The sequence below is a fragment of the Dolichospermum sp. LEGE 00240 genome (assembly GCF_015207875.1).
GTDB classification, from domain to species: domain Bacteria; phylum Cyanobacteriota; class Cyanobacteriia; order Cyanobacteriales; family Nostocaceae; genus Dolichospermum; species Dolichospermum gracile.
On the sequence record NZ_JADEVZ010000035.1, the window covers coordinates 34,233 to 49,445 of the forward strand.

16 protein-coding genes are annotated in these 15,213 nt (G+C 38.8%); 12 read left to right on the forward strand and 4 right to left on the reverse strand.

All coding sequences use genetic code 11. The features are described 5' to 3' along the window. Nucleotides 1–58: 58 nt before the first annotated feature. Nucleotides 59–952 (reverse strand): aspartoacylase, encoded by an 894-nt coding sequence (locus IQ226_RS13405; RefSeq protein WP_193896073.1) that lies wholly within the window; start codon nucleotides 950–952, stop codon nucleotides 59–61. Nucleotides 953–1,085: 133 nt separating this feature from the next. On the opposite strand from IQ226_RS13405, the gene IQ226_RS13410 reads away from it, so the two are divergent. Then, entirely contained in the window at nucleotides 1,086–2,036 is a 951-nt protein-coding gene (locus IQ226_RS13410; protein WP_193896075.1) for a LysR substrate-binding domain-containing protein, read from the forward strand. A 41-nt stretch (nucleotides 2,037–2,077) separates the two neighbouring features. Here IQ226_RS13410 and IQ226_RS13415 read toward each other — a convergent pair whose 3' ends face one another. Beyond that, nucleotides 2,078–2,713, reverse strand: a complete 636-nt coding sequence (locus IQ226_RS13415; protein ID WP_193896077.1) for a type I restriction endonuclease subunit R — start codon at nucleotides 2,711–2,713, stop codon at nucleotides 2,078–2,080. Between the two features lie 189 nt (nucleotides 2,714–2,902). Between IQ226_RS13415 and thiL the strand changes: the two genes are divergently transcribed. Continuing rightward, on the forward strand, nucleotides 2,903–3,922 hold the full coding sequence (thiL, locus tag IQ226_RS13420) for a thiamine-phosphate kinase (RefSeq protein ID WP_193896079.1): 1,020 nt from the start codon (nucleotides 2,903–2,905) through the stop codon (nucleotides 3,920–3,922). Between the two features lie 161 nt (nucleotides 3,923–4,083). Here the strand turns inward: thiL and IQ226_RS13425 are convergent, their stop codons facing one another. After that, nucleotides 4,084–5,097, reverse strand: coding sequence for a type I glyceraldehyde-3-phosphate dehydrogenase (locus IQ226_RS13425; RefSeq protein ID WP_193896081.1), 1,014 nt, complete (start codon nucleotides 5,095–5,097; stop codon nucleotides 4,084–4,086). A 583-nt stretch (nucleotides 5,098–5,680) separates the two neighbouring features. Here IQ226_RS13425 and murC point away from each other — a divergent pair. From murC to IQ226_RS13470, 10 genes are all read left to right on the forward strand, one after another. Further along, a complete protein-coding gene (gene murC / locus IQ226_RS13430; protein ID WP_193896083.1) occupies nucleotides 5,681–7,141 on the forward strand; it encodes a UDP-N-acetylmuramate--L-alanine ligase in 1,461 nt (486 codons plus the stop codon). Between the two features lie 173 nt (nucleotides 7,142–7,314). After that, nucleotides 7,315–8,313, forward strand: a complete 999-nt coding sequence (murB, locus tag IQ226_RS13435) for a UDP-N-acetylmuramate dehydrogenase (RefSeq protein ID WP_193896085.1) — start codon at nucleotides 7,315–7,317, stop codon at nucleotides 8,311–8,313. Between the two features lie 159 nt (nucleotides 8,314–8,472). Continuing rightward, a complete protein-coding gene (locus IQ226_RS13440) occupies nucleotides 8,473–8,820 on the forward strand; it encodes a YbaB/EbfC family nucleoid-associated protein (RefSeq protein WP_193896087.1) in 348 nt (115 codons plus the stop codon). Between the two features lie 282 nt (nucleotides 8,821–9,102). Next, on the forward strand, nucleotides 9,103–9,576 hold the full coding sequence (locus IQ226_RS13445; RefSeq protein WP_096665455.1) for a low molecular weight protein-tyrosine-phosphatase: 474 nt from the start codon (nucleotides 9,103–9,105) through the stop codon (nucleotides 9,574–9,576). 108 nt (nucleotides 9,577–9,684) lie between these two features. Then, nucleotides 9,685–10,260 carry a Uma2 family endonuclease gene (locus tag IQ226_RS13450; RefSeq protein WP_193896089.1) on the forward strand — a complete coding sequence of 192 codons (576 nt, stop codon included), beginning with the start codon at nucleotides 9,685–9,687 and terminating at the stop codon, nucleotides 10,258–10,260. A 68-nt stretch (nucleotides 10,261–10,328) separates the two neighbouring features. Then, nucleotides 10,329–11,582: an AAA family ATPase gene (locus tag IQ226_RS13455; RefSeq protein ID WP_193896091.1), complete on the forward strand. Its 1,254-nt coding sequence runs from the start codon at nucleotides 10,329–10,331 to the stop codon at nucleotides 11,580–11,582. A 23-nt stretch (nucleotides 11,583–11,605) separates the two neighbouring features. Continuing rightward, the gene (locus IQ226_RS25145) at nucleotides 11,606–11,875 is read left to right on the forward strand and encodes a hypothetical protein (RefSeq protein ID WP_228039423.1); all 270 of its coding nucleotides are present in this window, start codon (nucleotides 11,606–11,608) and stop codon (nucleotides 11,873–11,875) included. 75 nt (nucleotides 11,876–11,950) lie between these two features. After that, on the forward strand, nucleotides 11,951–12,193 hold the full coding sequence (locus IQ226_RS25150) for a hypothetical protein (RefSeq protein WP_228039424.1): 243 nt from the start codon (nucleotides 11,951–11,953) through the stop codon (nucleotides 12,191–12,193). A gap of 80 nt (nucleotides 12,194–12,273) precedes the next feature. Continuing rightward, nucleotides 12,274–12,519, forward strand: a complete 246-nt coding sequence (locus IQ226_RS13465) for a UPF0175 family protein (protein ID WP_193896092.1) — start codon at nucleotides 12,274–12,276, stop codon at nucleotides 12,517–12,519. Next, complete coding sequence (locus IQ226_RS13470) at nucleotides 12,516–13,001, forward strand: DUF3368 domain-containing protein (protein WP_193896094.1); 486 nt, start codon at nucleotides 12,516–12,518, stop codon at nucleotides 12,999–13,001. Before IQ226_RS13465 ends, IQ226_RS13470 begins: the two co-directional genes overlap by 4 nt. 103 nt (nucleotides 13,002–13,104) lie before the next feature. Here the strand turns inward: IQ226_RS13470 and dnaG are convergent, their stop codons facing one another. Next, entirely contained in the window at nucleotides 13,105–15,015 is a 1,911-nt protein-coding gene (dnaG, locus tag IQ226_RS13475) for a DNA primase (protein WP_193896096.1), read from the reverse strand. Nucleotides 15,016–15,213: the final 198 nt, after the last annotated feature.

The window sequence follows — 15,213 nt, forward strand, 5'->3', positions numbered from 1 at the left end:
AATAGAATGAACGACCGATGAGTTCTTGACAGTTATTTATGTAAGTCCTAATTTTGGCTTACTCAACAGTAATCATTCGTTTTTCGGTAAAACACATAGCAATACATTTCTCGTAATAAGCAGCTTCATTAATAAAGATTGGATAAACACTAGAGTTTCCTTGATAGCTAATTATCTGACCATCAAATGTTAAGAACATAGGATCACCAGGATTCAAAACCTCATAATCTTTAAACTGAATGTGAGGATGGATCATAGCTTTAATTTCTCCATGTTCGTTTCTCGGATAATCAATTGCTTCCATATATTCGTAGCAGATTAGGTTATTTGACAAGGATGGAACTTTTCCCTGATTGTACAGTTCCAAATAATCTAAAATTGTGTATATTATGGTTTCAGTTTTCAGAACAAAATCTGCATTCAAAACACCTTGAGGAACAGATCCAACCTCAATACAAATTCCAAATCTGCCAAGCGATCGCAGTGAATTATGACTTCGACCAGAGTTTCCAGAACTATAAACTTTAACTGAAGGATTCATATAATTGAGATAGGCTGCTAATTGCAAATTGAAGGGTTCATAATTATCTACAATTATGGTTATGCCCATGTTCGCAGTTGTACTATGTAAATCCAAGATAAAATCAACAGGAGTTTCACCATTTTGTCCAAAAAGATGGTTAATCTCTTTAGCTCGTAAATCCTCATAACTAGAAAGTTTTGAATCCTCTAAATTTTGGCGTAGGAAACACCGATTTAAATCTTTGTTTATGTATCGTCTTACTGCTGTAAACGCTTGAGGATTAGCCAATAGCGTCAGTGTTTCAAAACTAGACCTGTGAATTAATTGAGGGAATTGCTCAAACTTTTTGATCAAGTGTACTCCAGTGAACTCATTCCCGTGAGTTCCACCGGCAATCAACACTCGACTCAGTTTATTTTCAGGCTTCATTTCTGCTTCTCCAGTGACAAGTGGTTGTGTTGTTCTGAAGATATCCGAGAAACCTATGATACAATCACCCTATTTATGCAACATTCCATGACTAAAATGTCATAATGCCGATAAAACAAGAATTTTTAGCCCTATGACTAACCCCAAACTGCCCGATGATCATAAATGGTCGAATTGGGATCAACTCGAACTGTGTCATCTGAAATATGCGATCGCTGTAAATGATAAGCAGGGATTTAGCAACGCTGCTGCATATCTGGAAATCGATCAGGGATTTCTGAGTAAGCAAATAAAGTGGCTGGAAAAAAAAATTGGATTTCAAATATTTGATCGTCACCATCGCCCGTTAAAATTAACAGATGCTGGAAATGAGTTTTTGCAAGCAGCCCGTCAAATTCTCCATCAGGTTGAACAATCAATTGAATTAGGTCAACGATTAAGTCGTGGTGAGAAAGGACGATTAAATATAGGAATCAATACCTCCATTGCCAATAGTAAACTACCCGACATTCTCAGAGCATTTCACGAGAAATTTCCCGAAGTAGAATTGATGTTACAGGAACTAGCTTCTTATGAGCAAATTGACAAATTGCGAAACCAAAAACTTGATTTAGGTTTCTTCCACCTACATAATTTGCATAATATTAATAACGATAATGATAATGTTTTGACTTTTATACCTATTCTTCAAGAATCGCTGGTCATTGTTTTACCTGAAAACCATCGTTTTGCAAGACGAACTAGTATTTTACTTGCAGCACTGGCAAATGAGCAATTTATCCTTCCACCAAATAACCTGTTATATAATTTACGTGAGCAAATTAATGATATTTGTCTGGATGCAGGTTTTAAGCCAAAAGTTAGACAAGAAGCTGCATGGATATCAACTGTTCTGAGTTTAGTTGCAGGTGGAATGGGAATTTCACTACTTCCAGCTAATGTACAAAATTTGCAACGACATGGTGTAATCTATCGTTCCATAGAAGGACAATCACCAGTATTAGAAATCGTTGCTGTTTGGCGAAGTGATAATGTATCTATAATTTTGAAAAATTTCCTGGAAGTGATTTCTAATTTAGCCTAAATGTTGACAACGCCATATCTGATTACATCAGATTACCTGCATTAAGCTACAATGGATTCTCCTAATCGTTTTAAAATTTGCAACACTTCAGCTAATTCATGTCGGCGGGGAAATAGGGAAAATGTGCGTGATACGTCGTATTCAGTTTTGTCTGTGATAGCTAGTTTAATAAATATAAATTCATCACCATTTGTAGCCATACCAAATACTGATTTACCCCGGTGGGGAGTAGTTAACATATAGGCTAATAACTGCGGTATTGCTGCGACAACTGGAATGCTATTTCGTTTAGATTCAACCACAAAAATCCAAAATTTTCCCTGGACAACTAGGACATCAATAAAACCGCGAACTGTTTCTTCTGGTTCTTCAATTTCTAAAGTTATGCCATAGGGTGAACGAATTCGGTAAGGTGAATCTAGAAAACCTGCAAGTTCCAAAAGTGGTGAAACTACTAAAAGATTAATTGTTCCTTCTAATAATAGACCATCAAGGCGATGATAATCATAACGCTGTTTGATGCGAGTAACACCCGATTGTTCTTGTGTATTAAGTTGGGGTAAGTCTGTCAACCATTCGTTAAAAAAGTTTTCATCTTCTGCTTGGTGTAAGTGACAACGAGTTTGTAAATCACTCAAACTTTTAATGCTGTCTGTGATGCCAATGCTAGAAACCATTTCTGTTACCTTTAAAAATATCTCAGATTTGTAGGGTAGCTAACCCACTATTTACACTGACTATCCCAAATTACCTGCTCAACTGTAATATTTAATTCGGAAAAAGTCCGCGATATAATTTTTTGATTAGCAATAGTCTCCTAGATGATACTTTTATTTTAGTCTATAAAGTAATCAGTAAATTTTATTATGAATAATAATTTATCTTCCCTGCGAGTTCGAGATATTGGTGAACAAGGTCTTTTAGAAAGATTACAACGCTTTTGTCCACCCGATATCATTGGTGATGATGCGGCAGTATTGGAAACTTTGCCAAATCAATCTTTAATTGTCACCACAGATATGCTCGTTGACGGCGTGCATTTTAGTGATCTTACCACTTCCCCAGAGGATGCCGGTTGGCGGGCTGCGGCGGCGAATTTATCCGATTTAGCAGCAATGGGGGCAACTCCAATGGGAATAACTGTGGGACTAGGTTTACCTGGAGATGTAACTGTAAATTGGGTAGAGCGACTATATCAGGGTATGACAGAATGCTTATCAAAATATCATGTCAAGATAGTAGGTGGTGATATAGTGCGATCGCCCATTACCACTTTAGCAATTACCGCCTTTGGTCAAGCCAACCCCAACTTCATCCTCCGCCGTGCGATCGCCCAAGTAGGAGATGCTATTGTAATCACAGGTATACATGGAGCGTCCCGTGCAGGCTTAGAACTACTCTTAAATCCCGAAATAGGTAACAACCTCAAAACTGAAGTCAAAGCAGCCTTAATCACCGCCCATCAACGCCCCAACCCCCGGTTAGATGTCATCCCCATACTCAAAGAAATTCTCACCTCCCTCTGCCTTTTCCCTATCTCTGGTATGGATAGCAGCGACGGTTTAGCAGATGCAGTATTACAAATTTGCCGAGCCAGTCAAGTCGGTGCAGTTATAGAATCTAGTAAAATCCCCTTACCATCAGCCTTTGAAGAGTGGCTAACACCAGAAAAATCATTAGAATATGCCCTCTATGGTGGCGAAGATTTTGAATTAGTCCTGTGTTTACCACCGGAACCAGCATTAGCATTAGTGCAAAAACTAGGCACAAGTGCAGCCATAATTGGCACAATTACCCCAGGCTCAAAGGTAATTTTACACCAAGGAACAGCAGAAATCCCCGACCAAGTTCTCAGCCTCAGCCAGGGATTTCAACATTTTGCTTAGTAGGGGCGGGGTTTCCCCGCCCATTCCATGTAGGGGCGGGGTTTCCCCGCCCATTCCATGTAGGGGCGGGGTTTCCCCGCCCATTCCATGTAGGGGCGGGGTTTCCCCGCCCATTCCATTAGTCAGTAGTCTTCAAACAAAGAACAACTGACAAAGGACAATTACGCCCATTTTGCAGCTACTAATTCCGCCAAATCAAGAACACGTTGGCTATAACCCCACTCATTGTCATACCATGCCATAACCTTCACCATGTCATTGCCCATAACAAGAGTCAAGCTGGCATCAACAACAGAAGATTCATCTGTACCTTGATAGTCAGAAGATACAAGTTCCAATTCGGTGTAACCCAAAATGCCTTTGAGAGGACCTTCAGCAGCCTCTTTCAGCGCTTGATTAACTTCCTCGGCAATAGTGCGCTTTTCAGTTTGCACTACAAAGTCCACCATAGAAACGTTAGGGGTTGGTACACGCAAAGCCACACCATTTAACTTACCCTTCAACTGAGGAAGCACCAAAGCTACTGCTTTTGCTGCACCTGTAGAAGTGGGAACAATGTTGATAGCTGCTGCTCTAGCCCGACGCAAATCACGGTGGGAAGCGTCTAGTAAACGCTGATCACCTGTGTAGCTGTGGGTAGTGGTCATTATGCCTTTGATGATACCAAATTTTTCATCTAATACCTTGGCAATGGGAGCTAAACAGTTGGTTGTACAACTAGCGTTACTGATGATGTTATGTTTGTTGTGGTCATAATCATGATGATTGACACCGACGACAAAAGTACCATCTTCATTTTTACCGGGGGCTGTAATCAGAACCTTTTTAGCCCCGGCATTGACGTGCCTCATTGCCCCTTCTTTGCTGGTAAAAACGCCTGTTGATTCGATAATCAGGTCAATTCCCCATTCTTTCCAGGGCAAGTTATCTGGGTTGCGATCAGATACGCATTTAATTGTATTACCATTAATTGTAATGGAGTTATCATCAGCGCTAATATCTACACCTTTCAACCGGCCTAACATGGAGTCATATCTAAGCAGGTGAGCATTAGTCCTAGGATCAGATGTGTCATTAATCCCGACCAGTTGGATATTGCTATTTTCTCTCCCCACCCAGCAGCGTGCAAAGTTACGTCCAATGCGCCCGAAACCGTTAATTGCAACTCTAATCACAGTGTCTTGCCCTCTGTATTTATGCCTATAAGTTGATATCGTTGACCCCAATCATATCGCAAAGAGGGTGGCTATTTATAACCAGAAAGTTTTAGATCAACAAAAAAATACAGAATTTATAATCAGGAGTCAGAAGGAAGAAGCAAGGAAGAGGGAAATCCCCCTGCCCCCTGCTCCCTGCTCCCAATGATGATTTTTATAAATTGCACAATAATTTCACTACCAATGTACTATTGTAGTCAATTCCGACAGAGGCTTTTGATAAGTAATGCAAGTTGCTGTCTCTAAGCCGATGCTACTTAGTGCTAAAACCGTCATAACAAAATGTATTTAAATTTACACAATTTTCTTTCCCGATGTAGCAGAAATTTTCAGAATAATCTTATGGGCAGATTAAAAACAGCAAGAATTTTCGACCGGGGGGTAATCTGGCTCACAGAGCAAAACGAAAGTCAAAATTTAATCATTCAGCAGGGATGAATATTTTGGATGGCATAGTTAGGATCTGTAACAATCAAAATCCTGTTATGATACGCGTGTCTTATGTGATTCTGGTGTGGTGTGGTGTAAGAGGTAAATAAAAATGAGTAATTCTATAGATTTTAGTGGCAGACCATTTCATTTCATTGGGATTGGTGGGATTGGAATGTCTGCTTTGGCTTATGTTCTAACTAAACGCCAATTGCCAGTATCCGGTTCAGATTTACGTGCTAACCATATTACGCATAAGTTAGAATCCCTGGGCGCTCACATTTTCAGTAAACAAGAAGCTAACAATTTGGCATTTTTTCTGTCAGAAGTAGCGGCTAATACGGTACCATTAATTTACCCAGAAAAGTTGTCTGCTGTGAAGACCGCTTTACCCCAAGTGATTTGTTCTACAGCTATTAATGCTAATAATTTGGAGTATAAGGCGGCCCTAGAACTAGGTTGCCCCATTTGGCATCGTTCTGACGTTCTCGCGGCCTTGATTGCTGATTATTACAGTATTGCTGTAGCAGGAACTCATGGCAAGACCACGACTAGTAGTATGATTGGTTATATGCTATTGCAAGCTGGGCTTGATCCGACAATTTTGGTCGGTGGTGAAGTTAAGGCTTGGGAAGGTAATGCTAGAGTGGGTGCAAGCCGTTATTTAGTAGCAGAGGCAGATGAGTCCGATGGTTCTCTGGTAAAACACGCTCCAGAGATTGGTATTATTACTAATATTGAATTAGATCATCCTGACCACTACGAGACATTGGAAGAGGTGGTTGATACCTTCCAAACCTTCACTCAAGGTTGCAAAACGTTGGTAGGTAGTATTGATTGTGAGACAGTGCGTGATAGGTTTAAACCAACTATTACCTATAGTCTTTACCCGGATAAAGGTGCTGATTACACCGTTACCAATATAGATTATCGTGCTGATGGCACAACAGCGTTGGTATGGGAAAAAGGCAAAGCCTTGGGTTTATTAAATTTACAGCTATTGAGTCATCATAACCTCAGCAACTCTCTAGCAGCAGTGGCTGTGGGTAGAGTTTTGGGATTAGATTTTGGAGAAATTGCCCAAGGTATTGCTACCTTTGAAGGTGCAAGACGACGGTTTGAGTTCCGAGGTGAAGCGGCTGGGGTGACTTTTATTGATGACTATGCCCATCATCCTAGTGAAATTCGCGCTACTCTAGCGGCTGCTCGTCTTCAAGCTAGACCGGGACAAAGGGTAGTTGCTATCTTCCAACCCCATCGTTACACGCGAACATTAACGTTTTTAGAAGAGTTTGCTGAGTCTTTTACTCATGCTGATTTAGTTGTGCTGACGGATATTTACAGTGCGGGTGAACCTGATTTAGGACAAGTGAGTGGACAGGATTTAGCTACTGCGATTAGTAAACACAATCCTGAAGTAGTTTATCAACAAACTTTATCCTTGGTTAGTGAGTTTTTACGGCAAGCCTTATGTCCAGGGGATTTGGCACTGTTCTTAGGTGCGGGCAACTTAAATCAGGCTATTCCCGAACTGATTACCATGATGAGTGAACCAGCGATCGCCACTTCTTAGGCTAAGAACTGCACTCTAGTAGTATTTTCATCAATTCACTGCCATGGACAAAGATTCACCGATTCAGGAGTAAAACCCTGTTGTCTGCTGAGTTTTACAGTTAATTGATGTCTTCACTATCTTGTCTGTTCCTATAAATAACAAATGTCAAAAATTCACTAATTGAAGTAAAAATGATAACTTCCCAGGGATTTGGCAAAATCTGCGAATTTTCTAATTTCACTCCACAAATGCAAACAAAAGATGATGTGGATAATAGTAAATTAATTTACCTACCAGGGACGAATTGTCCTTTAAAAACCCATACTTCTTTGTCAGCGTTTACTTCTTATCGAGTTGGTGGAGAGGCTGAGTGCTATGTTTCTCCCGATGATTTAGAGGCCTTACAAGTAAGTATTGAGTACGCAAAAGCAAATAATTTAGCAATCACAGTATTGGGCGCTGGTTCTAATTTGTTGGTGAGCGATCGCGGCATACCCGGTCTAGTCATCGCCACTCGGCATCTCCGGTCTAAAAGCTTTGACCCAGCCACAGGTCAATTAACTGTATCCGCCGGCGAACCCATCCCTACTCTAGCATGGGACGCAGCCGCTTTAGGATGGGAAGGATTAGAATGGGCTGTGGGTATTCCTGGAACTGTAGGCGGTGCAGTGGTAATGAATGCTGGAGCGCATAGTAGTTGTATCGCAGATATGTTAGTTAGCGCTCAAGTTCTTTCCCCAGATGGAACTCTGGCAACTCTCACCCCAGAGGAATTAGGTTACACATACAGAAGTTCACTTCTCCAAGGTGGTAAGCGAATTGTCACTCAAGCCACCTTCCAACTGCAACCAGGAGCAGATCCAGTGCAAGTGACAGCTAGGACTAAGGAACATAAAAAACACCGACTTAGCACCCAACCTTACAGCTATCCTAGTTGTGGCAGTGTATTTAGAAATCCTAAACCTTATACTGCTGGTTGGTTAATTGAACAAACCGGACTCAAGGGTTATCAATTAGGAGGAGCGCAAGTCGCCCAACTTCATGCTAATTTTATCGTCAATCGGGGAGGAGCTAAAGCCAGTGATATTTTCTCCCTCATTCGTCATGTTCAAAATGAGGTGCAAGAACGCTGGTCAATTTGGCTAGAACCAGAAGTGAAAATGTTGGGTGAGTTTCAAGCAGGTTGTTAAATATAGGCAAGAGGCAATAGGCAATAGGCAATAGGCAAGAGTAATTAAATTACCAATTACCAATTACCAATTACCAATTACCAATTACCAATGACTAATGACTAATCGCATCTATAATTGAATTTGATTTCTAAACAATCGTACAGCGGATAACCAGTTATGGCAGAAAAAGGACAGGGATTTGGCTTTGGCTTAGGCAAAATGAAAGAACTAGCCGAAGCATTTAAAAAAGCGCAACAAGTTCAAGAAGGTGCAAAGCGTCTGCAAGAAGAATTGGAGCAAATGGAGATTCTTGGAGAATCTGGTGGTGGACTTGTTAAAGTCGTCGTTAGTGGCAACCAAGAACCCAAACGAGTAGAAATTGCTCCATCTGCTTTAGCAGAAGGTTCAGAAGTGCTTTCTGATTTAGTCGCGGCGGCGATGAAGGATGCCTATAAAAAGTCCACCGAAACCATGCGAGAACGTATGGAAGATCTAACCAGTGGACTGGAATTACCCGGAATGTAGTCACTCAATTTGGGATTGACGTTAGCGAAGCGTACGCAGCGCAGCGAGTATTTTGGATTTTGGATTTTGGATTGACTCCAACCTAAAGTGTAGAAGCTCAAAAATTTTGGATTTGGGATTGACGTTAGCGAAGCGTACGCAGCGCAGCGAGTATTTTTCCGTTCTCAAGGATGGAAACTCGTACCAAATTTTTTTATCTAAAATCTAAAATCTAAAATTCCCGGTCAGTGGTCAGTAGTGTAAAATAACTGGCAACTGACACAAAATTTAAATCAAAATATTATGCCTTATAAGCTACTGTTTGTCTGCCTTGGTAATATTTGCCGATCGCCATCGGCAGAAAATATTATGAATCATCTGATTGACCAAGCCAGTTTAAATAATACAATTCTTTGCGATTCTGCCGGTACTGCTGGTTATCACATTGGTGCAGCGCCGGATAGACGCATGAGCGCCGCAGCAGAGAATAAGTTAGGATTTAAACTCATTGGCCAAGCTCGGCAATTTCAAATCCGTGACTTTCAAGAGTTTGATTTGATTTTGGCAATGGATCGTAATAATTATGATGATATCCTCGCTGTTGACCGTTCTGGGCAATATCATTCCAAAGTTAGGTTGATGTGCGATTTTTGCTCTACACACACCCTCAAGGAAGTTCCAGACCCCTATTATGGCGGAGTTGAGGGCTTTAATCAGGTGATTGATTTACTGATGGATGCCTGTGAAGGGTTGCTAAAACATATCACCCAGAAGTAATCATAAATATTATCATTCTCCTCAGATCCCCGACTTCTCAAAGAAGTCGGGGATCTAATCTAATATCTAATATATTTAAACTATATCTAGTCAAGCTCAAAAGCCACTATGCAAAGTACAGAAACAAATCTACAATTGCGCTTGTGGACTGTGGAAGAATATCACCGCATGAATGAAGCGGGTATTTTTGCACCAGACGAACGGGTAGAACTGTTAGAAGGAAAGATACTTTGTAAAAGTGCAAAATCAACAGCGCACCGTTCAGCAACGGGAAGAATAAACTATGTACTAAAAAAAAGATTGGAAAATCGGGCTTTAATATGTGTTCAAGACCCAGTAAAATTGAATGATAGGTCTGAACCAGAACCGGATATTTCCGTTGTAAAAATAGATCCTTTGGACTATGCAGATCATCATCCTACACCATCAGAAGTTTATTTAATTATTGAGGTTGCAGATAGTAGTTTAAAATTAGATTGTGAAACTAAAGCTCAAGCTTATTCTTTGGCAGGAATTAAAGATTATTGGGTTTTGGATGTGGTGAAACGTGAATTACACATTTTCAGGAACCCGACTCAAAACGGTTATGAAAGTCAGGTAATTATTATGGAAACTGCAACAGTTTCACCTTTAGAGTTTCCTGATTTGCAAATCCGTTTATCTGATATGTTACCACCTTGTTAAACTGTGGTTATTGGTGAGGTTTAAAATTTAGTTGCAAGTGAATGAAAATATATTGGAGAAGTAGTTAAATGCTAAAAGAACTTCATTTAAGGTCTGTAGGACCATCTGCTCAATTTGATATTGAATTTGCTGATAGAGTCAATATCTTTACTGGGGATAATGGATTAGGTAAAAGTTTCTTACTAGATGTTGCTTGGTGGGTACTTACTGGAAACTGGGTAGAACAACCCGCTTATCCGCAAAGAAATACAAGTCAATTACCCACAATTATATCCAAACTTAACATACAAAATAGCGGCTTACTTTTTTCTGAAATAGATGTTCAGAGTCAATTTGATTTTTCCGAGCAGCAATGGCAGAATAAATCGCATTTAGGTGATTTTTTAAAGATTTTAAAAAGAGTAGTTATTTTTGTTCGTGTTGATGGAAGTTTTTCTGTCTTTGACCCTGCTCGTAACCATAAAAATGCCTATAATTTTACCCCTGATACACTTTGGAATGGGTTAAAATTAAAAGGAAAAGTTATTTCTAACGGTCTTATTCAAGATTGGGTAACATGGCAAAATCAACCCCAAAAAACGCCATTTCAACTTTTATCTGATGTCATTAAACAACTTGTACCTCATCCTGATGAATGGATGGAAATAGGAGAACCAACGCGAGTATCTGTAGATGATGTACGTGATATTCCGACAATTAATCTTTCTTATGGAAATATTCCCATTACCCAAGCATCAGCAGGAATGAAGAGGATTCTGGGACTTGCTTATTTATTAGTATGGACTTGGTATGAACACGAAAAAGCTTGTGAACTAACGCAGCAAGAACCAATGAATCAAATAGTTTTATTAATAGATGAAATTGAGTCTCATCTCCATCCTCGCTGGCAAAGAGCGATTTTACCGTCTATTTTATCAGTAGTCAATCAGTTAAAATCAGATATCACAGTACAAGCTTTAGTTACTACTCATTCTCCCCTTGTTCTGGCTTCATTAGAACCAATATTTCATGAAGAACAAGATAAATTATTTCTATTTGAACTACAAGGAAAAGAGGTTGAACTAAATGAAATGTTCTGGACTAAACAAGGAGATACTGTAGGATGGTTAACATCAGAAATATTTGGACTAAAACAAGCACGTTCCCAAGAATCAGAAACCGCAATTGAAGCAGCAGAAGCGTGGATGCGTAATGATAATATGAATACTTTTCCTGAACATTTGAGAACACAATCACAAATTCATCAGGAGTTGCAAAGACTTTTACCGGGACATGATCCATTTTGGCCACGTTGGATAGTTATAGCAGAAAGAAGAAATTAAAAATCATCAGACTCATAGTAAATATGTTAAAGTTTAATCCTCCAGCAGAACCAGAAAATTTTGATGCAAAAGCACGACAACCAGGTAATAATTGGTTAGCAAAAAATCCAGATAAAAAAAGACTAAAAGATTATTGGTCAAATTTTAAAAGTGATTTAGCTGATGGCTTTGGTAATCTTTGTGGTTATACTGTTATGTATGAACCTGTTGGCACTGTAGACCATTTCCTATCTTGTGAAAATCATCGTCATTTAGCTTATGAATGGACTAATTACCGTTTTGCTTCTGGTTGAATTAATAGTAGTAAAGGTACTCTTGATAACCAGATTCTTGACCCGTTTGAAGTTGAAGATGATTGGTTTGAAATTTTGTTACCTTCCCTACAATTAGTAATAACTGATGCAGTACCAGAAGAAAAACGCCAAAAGGCTGAATTTACTTTACAAAGATTACCTTTACAGGATGATGAAAGAGTTCTTCGTCAGCGTCGAGAATGGTATAAGTTGTATATTAATGGTGATCTTACCCTAACAGGATTAGAAAAGAAAGCTCCTTTGATTGCTCGTGCAATTAGAAAACAACAAGCTAATTCCCCCTTAGAGGATGTTTGAAAAACTGCTTATGGTGTAAAAAATCTCTCTCAGTATTAAGCTGTGAACATAAAATTGGTTGTTTGCAAGGAGATTAAATTATGAGTTTAACTATTTCTGATGAAGTGCTAAATTCTAGCGGAATGACAGGGAGTGAACTATTAGTAGAAATTGCAGTTATGCTATTTTTACAAGAAAGGGTTAGTCTGGGTAAGGCTAGTAAAATTGCTGAAATGAATTATGTAGAGTTTCAAGAATTACTTGCACAACGCAATATTTCTATGCACTATGATGTTGAAGAATTTGAAGAAGATATTAAAACTCTTCAAGCTACAGGTTGGCTATGATTATTGTTAGTAATACTTCACCAATTAGCAGTTTAGCAAAGATTGATCAACTGTCTTTGCTTGAAGATATTTATGTTAAAGTTATTATACCGCAAGCAGTATATAATGAATTAACTGATATTAGAGCAGGAGAAAAAGTTAATAACGCCCTAAAAAATGCAAATTGGATAGAAATAAGAAGTGTTATTAATAAGCAATCAGTCAGAAAGTTAGAGTTAAATTTAGATCAAGGAGAAGCTGAAGCTATTATATTAGCTGTAGAATTAAATGCCAATCAACTATTAATTGATGAAAGGTTAGGAAGACGAGAAGCAGTAAAATTAGGATTGTCTTTAACAGGCATATTAGGTATGCTTTTAATTGCTAAGAAAAGAGGATTCATCAATAATGTTAAATTAGTAATGGATGATTTAATTTCTCAAACAACTTTTAGAGTTGGTGATAAACTCTATGATCGTATTTTGAAAGAAGCAAATGAATAATGTCTGATAGCGTAGTAATGTAAGTAATGTAGGTTGGGTTAAGCGACCGCGCAACCCAACAAAGTTCCGAAAATGTTGGGTTTCCTTGCGTCAACCCAACCTACTAAATTAAATCGGTAATAGAAAATTGTCGCTGTTTCTCAAGGTCGTGTAAATGAATTTTTTCTATATATATAGCTTCAGCATAATATTTATCTTTTTCTGGTTCGGTTTCAGGATCTATTTTTTCCCATTGTTCCATAAAATAACGATAGCGCTTTTCTCTAAATACCCTTTCCATACAAGCTAGTGCTGCTTGAATAACGTGAGGAGTTCGCAATATTTCTGTTTTATTTTTTTCATTGAGATGAAATATATGGGAAACTATGTCTAATTCTTCCCCTAATTCTAAATATCTATTTTGGACACTAGAAATTAAATCAACTTCATCAACTGTGAATTCTGCCATTTGTTGCCACAGAAAGCGATGATGAGAAAGACTAAATTCTAAATTGCGGTTTTCTAAATCTTCAATAATGATTTGCCGCTGCTGGGGAGAATGAAGATAAATGATTAATAATAATGCTTCGGCTCGTTCTAGTAAACTGCGTTCTGTGTGGACTAAAGATAGCTTTGGTGTTTTAGTTGGCGGTTTGCTTGTGCGCGGAATTGAGGGTTTTATACTACCGGGTTTAATTTGAGTTAGGAGATTTTCAACTCTTAAAGGTTTAAGTCTACTATCTCCTAAACTCAATATTTCTGCACAGGAGGAAACATAATAATTAAGTGTATCACTATTAACGATATTTTGCAATAGTTTAACTATTTGTTGCGTGACTTGTTGAAAATCGGTAGCTTGTTTTAAATCTCGATTTTTAATAATATTTTGAATTTGCCAATCTAGCCAAAGTGGCGCATTTGTTAATAGTTGTTGATAATCTGCTGGGGTATGACTATGTAGATATTCGTCAGCATCTTTACCATTAGGTAAATTGAGAATTTTTAATTGGACTTCCCCTGTATAAGCCAAATTAGCAATTTCACCAATTGCTCTTTCTGTGGCGGTTGTTCCGGCTTTATCAGCATCGAAATTCAGGATTAATTGTTTGGATTCTGTGTAACGTAATAAGAGCCGCACTTGTTCTAAACTTAAGGCTGTACCGAGGGAAGCAACAGCGTTATTAATCCCTGCTGCATGGAGAGCGATCGCATCAAAATACCCCTCGACAATCACAGCTTGATCTACTTTAGAAATACCGTCTTTCGCTTCATCTAAAGCAAATAGGGTTTTCCCCTTACTAAATAATTCTGTTTCTGGAGAATTGAGATATTTCGGTTGTTCTTCTGTTAAAGTTCTGCCACCAAAAGCAATAACTCTGCCTTGAATATCACGAATGGGAATCATTAGGCGATCGCGGAATACATCATAATATCCGCCCCCTTCTTTCCGGGGTTTAATTAATCCCGCTTGTTCTACCAATTGCACCGGATAATGTTTACTTTCCACCAAATAACGGTAAAGTGTTTCCCAACCCGCAGGAGCATAACCTAAACCAAATTGTTGAATTGTTCCTTGTTGAAATTGACGAGTTTTTTCTAAATACTCTAATGCTTTTTGTCCTTGAGATTGCCTTAAAGTGTGTTGATAAAATTGGGCAGCGGAAGCGAGAACAGTATATAATTGATCACGTAAAGATATCTGCCGTTGTAATTCTTGTCTTTGCTCAGGTTCTAAAGTTTTAATAGGGACTTGATAACGCTTGGCTAAATCTAGCACCACATCTGCAAATTGGCGTTTTCCCAAATCCATGACAAACTTAATAGCATTACCCGCAGCTTGACAGCCAAAACAATAATACATTTGCTTATTGGGACTGACAGTAAAACTAGGGCTTTTCTCGTCATGAAAAGGACATAACCCCACAAAATCTTTACCCCGTTTCCGCAAGACTACATACTCCGAGACTACATCAACAATATCAGCCCGGAGTTTCACTTCTTCGATAGTGTCTGGATGTAAACGAGGAATTTGCATGAGCAGTCAACGATTATAACTGACATCCATTATATAGCAGGAGTCACTGATTAAGTTAACCGGGCGGTTAGAACCCACATTCCGCAGATACTAAAGCAAATTTAGGAATTAAAAATTTAGAGAAAGTAAAGCCTGAAAAGATTGCCGAGCAAAGATTTCAGGCTTTTATTTGTTAAAATAGTGTGATCAAATAGAGAG